The organism is Bradyrhizobium australafricanum, from assembly GCF_020329495.1.
In the GTDB taxonomy this organism is placed as follows: Bacteria; Pseudomonadota; Alphaproteobacteria; order Rhizobiales; family Xanthobacteraceae; genus Bradyrhizobium; species Bradyrhizobium australafricanum.
The window spans coordinates 30,671-42,089 of record NZ_JAGKJL010000069.1 but is presented as its reverse complement, the minus strand read 5'-3'; the positions used below and the strand labels follow the sequence as shown (position 1 = coordinate 42,089).

Genomic DNA, 11,419 nt, shown 5'->3' with positions numbered 1-11,419 from the left:
CCGAGTATCCAAACGCCTCGCACGCATTCGACAACCCGCTCGGTGCGCAGCCTGCAGCGATGCAGCCTGGATACCAGAGTGTGCGCAATTGCTTGATCGAAGAGGATGCCGATGGGCTGCTCATTAACACCGACACCAAGCGGCCATTCGCCTATACGGACACGTGCGTCGTGCACGGCGTGCACATCGGCCACGATCCGGTCGCTACCCGTGAAGCCAAGCAAGCCGTCAAGGCAATCTTCAAGAAGGCGTTCCAACTCCCATGATCGGGCGACGACCGGATGTCGCCTATTGGCCCAAGGCCGACATGCAGCGCGTCGGTTTCGACGTCAGCTTCCGAGACCGAAGCGGACGTGACGAATCTATGAGCACAGGCCCTAATTACGCACGCGACGGCGCGTCCGCGAGCGAACTCAGCGCGATGCCGCCGACGATCAGCGCCGCGGCGATCGCCAGCGAAAGATCGATCGGCTCGCCGAGCAAGAGTGCCGCGGTCACGATGCCGACGATCGGCGTTGCCGTGGTGCCGAGCGAGGTGGTCAGCGCCGGCAGGCTCTTGTTGACAACGGACATCGCCCAATAGGCCAGCGCCGTGCCGATGAAGCCGGAATAGAGAAACAGCAGCAGGAGGTGTGGCGACCAGGTCACCTCGGGCACGCCTTCGGTGACCAGCGCCGACGTCGTCAGCACCAGCGTCGCGACCAGCACCTGCCACAGCAACAGCTGCAGCGGCGTCGCGATCCAGCGGTGCGAGCGGATATAGATGATGTTCGCGGCCCAGCAGATTGCGGCGATGATGATCATGCCGGCGCCGGCGAGGACATGCAGATTGCTCCAGTCCAGCGACGCCGGGTTGAGGATCACGCAGAGGCCGGCGAGACCGGAGGCGACGCCAATCAGCTTCAATGTCCCGAGCCGTTCCGTCCGCGCGGCGCCTGCTGCGAGCGCGACCCAGAGCGGCGTGGTGTAGCCGAGCACGACGCCTTTGCTGGCCGGGAGATAGCGCAGGCCGGCGGCGACCAGCGTCGAGAAGAACGTCATGTGCAGCAGCGCCACGCTGAGCACGACCGGGACATCGGCGATCCGCGGAATGATCAAATTGCCGCTGGCGCGCAGGATGACCAGCAGGGCGATCAGGGCGACCCAGCTGCGGATCGAGGCGGTCCACAGCGGCGGCACCGCCTCGACCAGCGATTTCGTGACCGACCAGTTGATGCCCCAGGCCAGCACCACGACGATGAATAGGGCGGCGGCCCTGGCGGGGGAGAGGGACCGGTTCACGGCAGAATCCTTGCGGGCGATACCGCTCGTGAATAGGATCATGCTGGCTCTCTCGAAAGGGCCAGATTTTGTAGAATGAGGGAGCCAGATTGATCCTCTCCGAATTGCTCGCGCTGAAGCGATCGGACGACGCCGGGCTGGCCGCGCAGTTGACCCAGCAGCTGCGCGCGCTGATGGCGAGCGGCCGGATCAGGAGCGGCGCCATGCTGCCGTCGAGCCGCAGCCTTGCGGCCGAGCTCGACGTGGCGCGCAACACCGTAACGCATGCCTATGAGCAGCTCGTCGCCGAAGGGTATCTACGGGTCGCGGCGCGGCGGCGGCCGGTTGTGACCGACGACATCGAGGCGCGCTTCGCCAAGGCTCTGCCTGCGCCACGCCGTGATGCCGCCCGCAAACCGTTGCTGTCGCCCTGGGCCTTGCAGCTCTCCGATAGCGATTGGCCGCTGTCCTACCAGGCGGATTTCCGGCCGCTCCGTCCCGGGCTTGCGGATGCGCGCGAGTTTCCGCACGAGATCTGGGCGCGCTGCGTGCGTCGCAGCGCATTGCGCCGCCGCTTCAATGACCAGACCGTGGTCAACCGGTCGAGCCTGCGCGAAGCCTTGTGCGATTATCTCGAAGTCAGCCGCGGCGTGCGCGCCGAGGCCGATCAGATCCTGATCCTGCCGACGGCGCAGGCGGCGCTGACGCTGATCGCCGCGACCACCATCGTCGCCGGCGATGCGGTCTGGACCGAGGATCCCGGCTATCCCGGAGCGGCGGCGGCGTTTCGTGCCGCCGGTGCCGACGTCGTCGGTGTCAGGCTCGATCAATGGGGCATGATGCGGATGCGCGCGACGCGCGCGCCGAAGCTTATCTTCGCGACCCCGTCACATCAGCACCCTACAGGGCGCGTGATGCCGGTCGCACGCCGCACCGAGCTGTTGGCTTCCGCCGAGCCCGGCAAGACCTGGATCGTCGAGGACGATTACGACGGCGAGTTTCACTATGACAGTCGCCCGATGCCGGCGCTGCAGGGGCTCGATCGCGAGGGACGCGTGCTCTATCTCGGCACCTTCGCCAAGGCGATGACCGCCGATATCCGCATCGGCTATCTGGTGGTGCCGCCATCACTGGCGCGGACGATGGAGATCGCGCAGCGCCATCTCGGGCTGATCGCCTCCGTGCATGTCCAGGAGGCGCTGGCCGGCTTCATGGCCGACGGGTATTTCCTGGCGCATGTCAGGCGGATGCGGCGGATCTATCGCGCGCGCCGCGACCACCTCGCGGCGGCGCTGGCGCGGCAGCTCGGCGAGGTGCTCACCGCCGAGGTGCCGCCGGGCGGCATGCAGCTGATTGCCCGTTTCAAGGATGGCCGTGCGGACCGGGATGCTGTGACGCGCCTGGTGGTCGCCGGCGTCGAGGTGCGCGCACTGTCGAGCCTCGCGCTGGAGCGGCCGCGCGACCACGGCCTGTTGCTCGGCTTCGCCGCCTGGCGCGAGAACGAGATCGGCGCCGCGGTGCGGATCATGGCGAACTGCCTGACCGGCAAGAGCGCGGCGCGTGGAGAGAGGGGCGTTCGCACGATTTCGGAATAATGGAAGAATATTCCTGAGTTGCCCGACGTGTCAAGTTGCCTTCGAGCGCCGGCGGCCGCCGGCACCTTTGCATGGGGTTGTTTTCGATATTTTTCAGCACGCCCCTGCGACGGCCCCCGTGCGGGAGAGGGACGCCGCCCAGATGCTGCTACGGCTCGGCCTTTCCCGCTGCGTCGCGGGCTCACTCCGCCGCCCTGGTGACGATCCGTATCTCCGACGTCAGCGTCTTGTGCACCGGGCACTTGTCGGCGATCTCCATCAGCCGCTTGCGCTGGTCGGCGTCGAGTTCGCCCTCGATCCTGATGACGCGGTCGATCTGGTCGAGCATGCCCTCGCGGGTCTCGCACTCCTCGCAATCCTTCGCGTAGATCTTGCTGTGCGTCAGCGTTACGGTGACGCGATCGAGCGGCAGCGACTTGCGGTCGGCATACATCCGCATCGTCATCGAGGTGCAGGCGCCTAGCCCGGCCAGCACGAAGTCGTACGGCCCGGGGCCGGAATCCTGACCGCCGACGGCGATCGGCTCGTCGGCCAGCATGCGATGCGGGCCTGCCGTGACGATCTGCTGAAACTTGCCGGCGCGGGTCTCCTGCACCACGACGTTGCGTGGCGCAGTGCCGGTATCTGCCGCCGGCTGTGGCGCGATATCGATGTAGCGTTCGGCCCAGGCGCCGATCACGTCGGCGACATAGGCGGCATCCTGTTTGCCGCTCAAGAGATGGTCGGCCTCGGCCAGCGAGACGAAGCTCTTGGGGTGCCTGGCGGCGCTGAAGATATGCGTGGCGTTGTCGATGCCGACGGTGTCGTCGGTCGGCGAATGCATGATCAGCAGCGCCTTGTGCAGCTGCTTTACCTGCGCCATCAAGTTCTGCTCGGCGACGTCGTCGAGGAATTCGCGCTTGATGCGGAACGGGCGGCCCGCGAGCGAGACTTCGCCTTCGCCCTGCGTGCGAATGTCCTCGATCCGGTCCCTGAAGAAATGCGTGACATGGACGGGATCGGAGGGTGCGGCGATGGTCGCGACCGCCTTGGCCTCGGGGATTTGACCCGCGGCGGCGAGGATCGCGGCGCCGCCGAGGCTGTGGCCGATCAGGATCGTGGGTGCCTTGTGCGTCGCGCGCAAATGGTCGGCGGCGCGGACCAGATCGGCGACGTTCGACGAGAAGGTCGAGTTGGCGAACTCGCCCTCGCTGGAGCCGAGGCCGGTGAAGTCGAAGCGCAGCGTGGCGATGCCCTTGGCCGCGAGCGCGACCGCGATGCGCTTCGCGGCCAGCACATCCTTGCCGCAGGTGAAGCAGTGCGCGAACAGCGCATAGGCCTTGATCGGCCCGTCGGGGGTATCAAGTGCGGCAGCAAGCTGATGGCCGCCAACACCGGTGAATTGAAAGCGTTCTTGCGGCACGGGCAGGCTCCATCATTCTGTTGGTGTGTCAGTCGCCAGAATAGCGCTGTTCGGCCCAGGGATCACCGCGATTGTGATAGCCACGGACCTCCCAGAAGCCGGGCGCGTCCTCGGTGAGGAATTCGATGCGCTGCAGCCACTTCGCGCTCTTCCAGAAATAGAGGTGGGGCACCACGAGCCGCACCGGGCCGCCATGCTCCTGCTCCAGCGGCCTGCCCGACCAGCTATGGGCGAGCAGCGCGTCCTCGGCGGCAAAGTCTTCGAGCGGCAGGTTGGTCGTATAGCCGTCATAGGAATGCAGCGCGACGAAGCGCGCGTCCTCGCGCGGCTGGCAGGCGGCGAGCAGGTCGCTTGTGGCGAGCCCTTCCCACTGGTTGTCGTAGCGCGACCAGGTCGTGACGCAGTGAATGTCGGAGACGAATTGCGTTTGCGGCTGCGCCATGAAGTGCTGCCAGGTCCAGTAGATGGTCTGCTCGACCGCGCCGTAGATGTCGAGCCGCCAGCGCTCCTGGGAGATGTTCGGCATCAGCCCGAGATCGAGCACCGGCCAGTCCGCCGTCAGATGCTGGCCCGGCGGCAGGCGCTGCTCCTCCGGCCGGGTGATCTTGCCGGTGAGGAATTTGCCTTCGCGCGCCCAGCGCTGCTTGCTGCGCGTCAGCTTGCTCTCGGGCGGTTCCTGATCGTCGGTCATCGCGTCAGGTCATCATTCGTGGCGATGCATGGCGGAGTCGCGCTTGGTATCGCGCATCGTCGAGTAGATCAGCAGCGACAGGAAGATCATGCCGCTGAGATAGTAGTAGAACCAGTCCTCATGCCCGATGCTCTTGAAATAGAGCGCGACCGCCGGCGCGGTGCCGCCGAAGATCGACACGGTGATGGCGTAGGGCAGGCCGACGCCGAGCGCGCGGACATTGGTCGGAAACAGCTCGGCCTTCACGATCGCGTTGATCGAGGTGTAGCCGGCGACGAAGATCCAGGCGCCGCAGATCAGAAGGAAGGCCACGAAAGGCGACTTGGTATCCTTCAGCGCGGTCAGGATCGGGATCGTGCCGAGCGTGCCGGCGATGCCGAAGAAGATCAGCAGCGGCTTGCGGCCGATTTTATCGGAGAGCCCGCCATAGGTCGGTTGCAGGATGGTCGCGAAGATCAGCGAGCCGAAGATCACGAAGGTGGTCTGGTCCTCGGTGAGGCCGACCGACAGCTTCACGAAGGTCTGCATGTAGGTGGTGAACGTATAGAACGCCGCGGTGCCGCCGGCGGTGAGGCCGACCACCAGCAGCAGTTCGCGCGGATAGTTCAACAAGCCGACGATCGAGCCGGTCGGCTTGGAAACCTTCTTGGCCTCCTCGAAGGCCTCGGTCTCATGCAGGCTGCGGCGCATCACCGCCGCGACGATCGCGAGCATGGCGCCGATCACGAACGGAATCCGCCAGCCCCAGGCCTTCAGCTCGTCCGGCGTCAAAAACACCTTCTGCAGCAACAGCAGCACGATGATCGCGGTGAGCTGGCCGCCGATCAGCGTGACATACTGAAAGCTGGAATAGAAGCCGCGGTGCTTGGGATCGGCGACCTCGCTGAGATAGGTGGCGCTGGCGCCATATTCGCCGCCGAGGCTCAGGCCCTCGATCACGCGGGCCAGCGCCAGGATCGCCGGGGCCGCGATGCCGATCGAGGCATAGGTCGGCGTCACCGCGATGATCAGCGAGCCGAAGCACATGCAGACCACCGAGAGCGTCAATGACAGCCGCCGGCCATAGCGGTCGGCGATGAAGCCGAACAGCCAGCCGCCGAGCGGGCGCATCAGGAAGGTCGCGGCAAACAGCACGGCCGCATTGAGCTGCTGCACCACCGGGTCGCTGTGCGGGAAGAATGCCGGCGCGAAATACAGCGCAAACGCCGTGTAGGCGTAGAAATCGTACCACTCGACGAGATTGCCGACCGAGCCGATGAAGATCGCCTTCACCCGCCGCTCGACGTCGTGGATGTCGAGATGATCGCTCGCGGGCTGAGCGGTTTGTTGGGTCATGGCATTGCTCCCGGACTCGTCGGTTCGATTCCGGGGCAAGCTACCTCATTGGGTGACGCGATGTAACCGCTGTTGGGTTCCTCAGGCGTTGCTGCCGAACAGAACAGGCAGTTGACGCGGGCCGCGCACCGTGCCTTCCGACCAGGTGACCTTGCCGGCCGGATCGAGCCGGAAATCAGGGATTCGCTTCAGCCATTCCTCGATCGCGACCTGCATCTCCATCCGCGCGAGGTTGGAACCGACGCAACGGTGGATGCCGAGGCCGAAGGCGGCGTGGCGGTTCTCCTTGCGGTCGATCACCACCTTGTCCGCATCGGGGAACATGGCAGGATCGCGATTGGCGGCGGGGAAGGACAACAGCACCATGTTGCCCGCCTTCACCGGGCAGCCGGAGATCGTGGTCTCCTTCATCACCTCGCGCGCCATCGTCACCGGCGAATAGGCGCGCAGGAATTCCTCGATCGCGGTCGGGATCAGTGCCGGCTCCGCGATCAGGCGCTCGCGATCGGCCGGCGTCTTGGCGAGGTGCCAGAGCGAGGAGCCGATCGCGCTCCAGGTGGTATCGATGCCGGCGATCAAGAGCAGCCGCAGCGAGCCGAGCACATGCTCGTCGGTGAGCGGCTGGCCGCCGGGGCCCTTGGCCCGCAGCAGCTGCGAGATCAGATCGTCGCCCGGCTCGAGCTTGCGCTGCTTGAGATGGGCCACGAAGTAGCCGGTCATCTCGCGCACGCCGTTCATCAGCTCGTCTTCGTTCTTGATGCCGAGCTCGAGGATCTGGTGGATCCATTTGATGAACAGGTCGCCGTCCTTCTCGGGAATTCCCAGCATGTGGGCGATGGCGCGCACCGGGATGTGCTTGGTGTAGCGCGCGGCGGCGTCGCAATGGCCATCGGCGATGAATTCGTCGATCAGCTCGTTGCAGATCGCGCGCACCCGCGGCTCCAGCCGCTTCATCGCGTCCGGCGTGAACGGCGGCAGCAGCACCTGCTTGGCGGGCTTGTGCTCCGGCGGATCGGAGGTGATCGGCGGCGCGCGAGCGGTGATCTCGGGGCGGATGTCGCGCACGATGACGCGGCGCGAGGAGAAGTGCTCGGTGTCGTAGGCGATCTCCTTCACCGCCCGATAGGTGGTCGGCATGTAGCAGCCGAGGAAGCGCTCGGTATGCACGACGGGCGAAGCCGCGCGCAGCGTCTCCCAGATCGGGAACGGGTCGTCGGTCCAGACCGGATCGGTATGGTCGAAATCATGGACCCAGTCGGAGACCGGGGGATGTTCGGGCAGATAGCTTGCGGACGGGGAATCGGACATCAGCTCGTTTCCTTCTCGTTCGATCAAACGCTGGTTGGCTCAACGGGCGGCGCACGGCCGTCCCCGGCTGGCCGTCATTCCTCGGTGACTTCGATCGCGATTTCCGGGCAATTGGTCTGCGCGAGCCAGGCCTTGTCCTCGAGCCCGGCCGGGACCGTCCCGTCGCCGACCTCATGGGCGTTGCCGTATTCGTCGAGCTCGAACAGTTCGGGGGCGAGTGATTTGCAGCGGGCGTGACCCTGGCACTTGTCCTGGTCGACGCGGATTCTGAGCTTGGACATGCAAGCACCTCCCTCGGCTCTGGCGCATTGTGGGTTGCGCCGGGTTCCTCATTCCGGTTTATGCAAGCCTTGTTTAGGCAAGTTCTTGTTTAGGCAAGCTCTTGGCTTGCTTGGGCGGCCGGCCTCTTAACCGGATCACCAAGTTATAGTATATTACATTATCGTCGCGCTTGCGCGTCAAGCGAAAATTCAGCGATCATTGCCGCAATGGGACAAATCGTTCGTAAGCCGTTCAAAACCTACCACCATGGCGACCTCCGCGAAGCCCTGATCCAGGCCGCGTTACGCGAGGTCGAACTCGGTGGTCCCGAGGCGATCAGCATCAAGGCGCTGGCCAAGCAGCTCGGCGTCTCGCAGCCGGCGCCGTACCGGCATTTCGCCGACCGCGAGGCGCTGCTGGAGGCGGTGACCGCGGAAGCGTTTCGGCAGTTCAACGTGATCATGCGCGAGGCGATCGAGCAGTCGGGCAAGGGCTCGAAACTGTCGCGCTTTGCCCAGGCGGCGCTCGCCTTCGGGCTCGAGCGCCACGGCATCTACCGGCTGATGTTCGCGTCGCGCACCATGGCCTGCGCGCCGAAGGGCAGCGAACTGCACACCGCGGCGATGGAAACGCTGGCACTGCTGATCGAGTCGTTCGAGGCGCCGGCGGTCGGGCTCTTGCGCGAGCGGCAGGCGCTGAAGATCTGGGCCGGGCTGCACGGCATCGTGATGCTCGCCGAGCAGGGCCTGCTGACCGGCGAGTCCGCGCAGATCAGCCGCGAGGAGTTGCTGGACGAAATCGTCGAGCAGACCAAGGCGGCACTCACCGTGGCGCTGCAGGCGACCGAAGATAAGGCGTAGGGCAGATCGTCTGCAGCCTATCCCTTTGTCCCATAGAGATAGGTAGCCCCATCATTGCGAGGGGCTCGCGACAAAATTGCAGAGCAATTTTGCGCTGAAGCGACGAAGCAATCCATCGTTCTGCGTGCTCGGTGACAATGGATTGCTTCGCTTCGCTCGCAATGACGAAGTGGAGGGTGTCGCCCACCTCTCCACCATAGGGGTCAGGATCGCGGCGGCCGCGGATCGATCGGCGTGGTGCCGCGCACGCCCAGAATGTCCTCCAGCACTTTCGCGCCGGCCAGCAGCTGCGCCTCGGCACGCGGCTTTGCGACCATTTGCAGGCCGACGGGCAGGCCCGAGGCGGTGAAGCCGCAGGGCAGCGACAGCGCCGGGCAGCAGGCCAGCGTGATCGCGTAGACGATGCCGAGCCATTCGACGTAGTTGTCGAACTTCTTGCCGTCGCACTCGGCGACATAGCGGTTCTCGACCGGGAATGGCGCCACGATGGTCGCGGGCGCCAGCAGCAGGTCGTACTTGTCGAAGAATTCGAGCGCACGTGCCGTCATCGCGACGCGCTGCGCCTCGGCGCGTTCGAGCTTCTCGACCGTGAGCTTCAACCCTTCCTCGATATTCCAGATCACCTCGGGCTTCAGCAAATCGCGCTTGGTGCGCAGCAATTCGGCCTTGCTGATTGCGAAATCGAACGCGCGCAACACGTGGAAGCATTCATGGGCTTCGCGCAGATCGGGATGCGCCTCCTCGACGATCGCACCGGCTTCCGCAAACCGCTCCGCCGCCTTGCGGGTCACGGCCCTGACCTCGGGATCGACCGGCGTGATGCCGAGATCGGGCGAATAGGCGATGCGCTTCGGCTTGCTGCCTGACCGCGCCGCCGACAGGAACGACGTCGGCAGTGCGGGCAGCGACAGCGGATCGGCGGCATGCTCGCCGCTCATCGCGTCGAGCAGCAGCGCGAGGTCCTCGACATTGCGTGCCATCGGTCCCTGCTGGCCGAGCGTGCGGTCGACGCCGAATTTCGGCGTCTGCGCGACGCGGCCGATCGACGGCCGGAGGCCGACGATGCCGCAGAAGCTCGCCGGGTTGCGCAGGCTGCCGCCCATGTCGGAGCCGTGCGCCAGCCACGCGGTGCCGCTCGCCAGTGCAGCCGCGGCGCCGCCGGAGGAGCCGGCGGCCGAGCGCGATGTGTCCCAGGGATTGCGGGTCGGGCCGAACACCTCGTTGAAGGTGTTGGCGCCGGCGCCGAATTCCGGCGTGTTCGACTTGGCGTAGATCACGCCGCCATTCTGTTCGAGGCGCTCGACCAGGATGTCCGACTTCGCCGGGACGTTGTCCTTGAAGATCGGCGAGCCCAGCGTGGTCAGCACGCCGGAGACGGCGGTGAGATCCTTGATCGGAACGGGAAGGCCCGCGAGCAGGCCGCGCTCGCTGACCGGTGTCTGCATCAGGGCCTTGGCGTGGCTGCGGGCGCGGTCGAAGCACAGCGTCGGCAGCGCGTTGACCTTGCCGTCCACTTCGGCGATGCGCGTCTCCAGCACGTCGAGCAGATCGAGCGGCGTGACGTCACCGGCCTTCAGCTTCTCGACGACGGCACACGCCGTTTCCTTCACCAAGCCCTGATCAGCCATGCACCGTTGCTCCTATGCCTTCTGTTTGCTTGTGCTGTAGAACATTTCCTGCCGTCGTGGCAATGCGACGTGAACGGAAAGGGGCAGGGATGGCAGCGTTGTTTTCCGCGCTGGACTGGCGCGCGATGAGCCAACAGGAGCGCGATCTCGGTCTGAACAACGGCGTTGCCGTCAAGGGCAGCGCCGAAATCGCTGCGGGCTGGGAGCAGCGCTCGGCGGCACTGCGGCAAAAGTACGCCGGCCATCTCGACCTCAGATACGGCTCGCGCGAGCGCAACCGGATCGATTTCCTGAAGGCACGCGACGGCGCGCCGACGCTGCTGTTCATCCACGGCGGCTATTGGCAGACCCGTGCCAAGGAAGTGTTCACGATCTTCGCCGAGGGGCCGATGGCCCATGGCATCAATGTCGCGCTGATCGGCTATACGCTCGCGCCGGATGCGACGCTCGATGACATCGTCGCCGAGATCCATGCCGGCATCGACTTTCTGGCCGGGCAGTTGCCCGCGCTCGGGGGCGCTGCCGAGGGCATCGTGGTGTCGGGCTGGTCGGCCGGCGGACATCTGACATCGCTGGCGCTGTCGAACGCCCATGTCCGGGCCGGTATGGCGATCTCGGGTATCTACGACCTCGAGCCGATCAGGCATTCCTACCTCAACGAGAAGCTCAAGCTCGACGAAGCGGCGTCGCAGCGCAACTCGCCGATGATGGCGGATGGCGGCACGGCAAAGCCGCTGTCGCTGGTGGTCGGCAGCGCCGAATTGCCGCTGCTGCGCAAGCAGACCGCCGATTTCGCCGGCCATCGCGCCCGTTACGGCTTGCCGGTGACCTATGAGGAGATCGCCGGCGCCGATCATTTCTCCATCATGAACCAGATGCTGGCGCCGCAGGGCCGGATCACGACGCTGATCCGGCAGCTGTTCGAGCGGACGGCGGGATAGCGTCATCCTAGCGCCAGCTGACGCCATCATGAGAGACCGTGAACGTATGCCTCTCGATGACGCAACATACTCGATGTCGTCCCGGCGAAAGCCGGGACCCATAACCACCGAAGGTAGTTGTTGCACGACGCTGGGGCC

Annotated in this window: 10 protein-coding genes and 1 pseudogene; 4 read left to right on the top strand and 7 right to left on the bottom strand. The window is 65.6% G+C overall.

The genetic code is table 11. The features are described 5' to 3' along the window. Window positions 1–266, top strand: a pseudogene (locus J6525_RS38390) (dienelactone hydrolase family protein); the annotation flags it as partial. 115 nt (window positions 267–381) lie between these two features. Here the strand turns inward: J6525_RS38390 and J6525_RS38385 are convergent. Continuing rightward, entirely contained in the window at window positions 382–1,323 is a 942-nt protein-coding gene (locus J6525_RS38385; RefSeq protein ID WP_092083273.1) for a DMT family transporter, read from the bottom strand. Window positions 1,324–1,370: 47 nt separating this feature from the next. Here J6525_RS38385 and pdxR point away from each other — a divergent pair, with 47 nt between their 5' ends. Next, complete coding sequence (gene pdxR / locus J6525_RS38380) at window positions 1,371–2,855, top strand: MocR-like pyridoxine biosynthesis transcription factor PdxR (RefSeq protein WP_225648520.1); 1,485 nt, start codon at window positions 1,371–1,373, stop codon at window positions 2,853–2,855. Window positions 2,856–3,036: 181 nt separating this feature from the next. Here the strand turns inward: pdxR and J6525_RS38375 are convergent, their stop codons facing one another. From J6525_RS38375 to J6525_RS38355, 5 genes are all read right to left on the bottom strand, one after another. Continuing rightward, complete coding sequence (locus tag J6525_RS38375) at window positions 3,037–4,257, bottom strand: bifunctional alpha/beta hydrolase/OsmC family protein (RefSeq protein WP_225648519.1); 1,221 nt, start codon at window positions 4,255–4,257, stop codon at window positions 3,037–3,039. Window positions 4,258–4,285: 28 nt separating this feature from the next. Continuing rightward, on the bottom strand, window positions 4,286–4,948 hold the full coding sequence (locus tag J6525_RS38370) for a sulfite oxidase-like oxidoreductase (RefSeq protein ID WP_092083276.1): 663 nt from the start codon (window positions 4,946–4,948) through the stop codon (window positions 4,286–4,288). 12 nt (window positions 4,949–4,960) lie between these two features. Beyond that, window positions 4,961–6,283 (bottom strand): MFS transporter, encoded by a 1,323-nt coding sequence (locus J6525_RS38365; RefSeq protein WP_225648518.1) that lies wholly within the window; start codon window positions 6,281–6,283, stop codon window positions 4,961–4,963. Window positions 6,284–6,364: 81 nt separating this feature from the next. Further along, a complete protein-coding gene (locus J6525_RS38360; RefSeq protein ID WP_225648517.1) occupies window positions 6,365–7,591 on the bottom strand; it encodes a cytochrome P450 in 1,227 nt (408 codons plus the stop codon). A 74-nt stretch (window positions 7,592–7,665) separates the two neighbouring features. Further along, a complete protein-coding gene (locus J6525_RS38355) occupies window positions 7,666–7,872 on the bottom strand; it encodes a ferredoxin (protein WP_016842874.1) in 207 nt (68 codons plus the stop codon). A 207-nt stretch (window positions 7,873–8,079) separates the two neighbouring features. On the opposite strand from J6525_RS38355, the gene J6525_RS38350 reads away from it, so the two are divergent. Continuing rightward, complete coding sequence (locus J6525_RS38350; RefSeq protein ID WP_092083280.1) at window positions 8,080–8,712, top strand: TetR/AcrR family transcriptional regulator; 633 nt, start codon at window positions 8,080–8,082, stop codon at window positions 8,710–8,712. 203 nt (window positions 8,713–8,915) lie between these two features. On the opposite strand, the gene J6525_RS38345 is transcribed toward J6525_RS38350, so the two are convergent. Beyond that, complete coding sequence (locus J6525_RS38345) at window positions 8,916–10,340, bottom strand: amidase (protein ID WP_225648516.1); 1,425 nt, start codon at window positions 10,338–10,340, stop codon at window positions 8,916–8,918. Between the two features lie 89 nt (window positions 10,341–10,429). Between J6525_RS38345 and J6525_RS38340 the strand changes: the two genes are divergently transcribed. Continuing rightward, complete coding sequence (locus tag J6525_RS38340; protein ID WP_225648515.1) at window positions 10,430–11,281, top strand: alpha/beta hydrolase; 852 nt, start codon at window positions 10,430–10,432, stop codon at window positions 11,279–11,281. The last annotated feature ends 138 nt before the right edge of the window (window positions 11,282–11,419 follow it).

Coding starts and splice junctions, on each gene's coding strand:
- J6525_RS38385 (WP_092083273.1), bottom strand. CDS start 1,323: ATGATCCTATTCACGAGCGGTATCGCCCGCAAGGATTCTGCCGTGAAC.
- J6525_RS38370 (WP_092083276.1), bottom strand. CDS start 4,948: ATGACCGACGATCAGGAACCGCCCGAGAGCAAGCTGACGCGCAGCAAG.
- J6525_RS38365 (WP_225648518.1), bottom strand. CDS start 6,283: ATGACCCAACAAACCGCTCAGCCCGCGAGCGATCATCTCGACATCCAC.
- J6525_RS38360 (WP_225648517.1), bottom strand. CDS start 7,591: ATGTCCGATTCCCCGTCCGCAAGCTATCTGCCCGAACATCCCCCGGTC.
- J6525_RS38355 (WP_016842874.1), bottom strand. CDS start 7,872: ATGTCCAAGCTCAGAATCCGCGTCGACCAGGACAAGTGCCAGGGTCAC.
- J6525_RS38350 (WP_092083280.1), top strand. CDS start 8,080: ATGGGACAAATCGTTCGTAAGCCGTTCAAAACCTACCACCATGGCGAC.
- J6525_RS38345 (WP_225648516.1), bottom strand. CDS start 10,340: ATGGCTGATCAGGGCTTGGTGAAGGAAACGGCGTGTGCCGTCGTCGAG.
- J6525_RS38340 (WP_225648515.1), top strand. CDS start 10,430: ATGGCAGCGTTGTTTTCCGCGCTGGACTGGCGCGCGATGAGCCAACAG.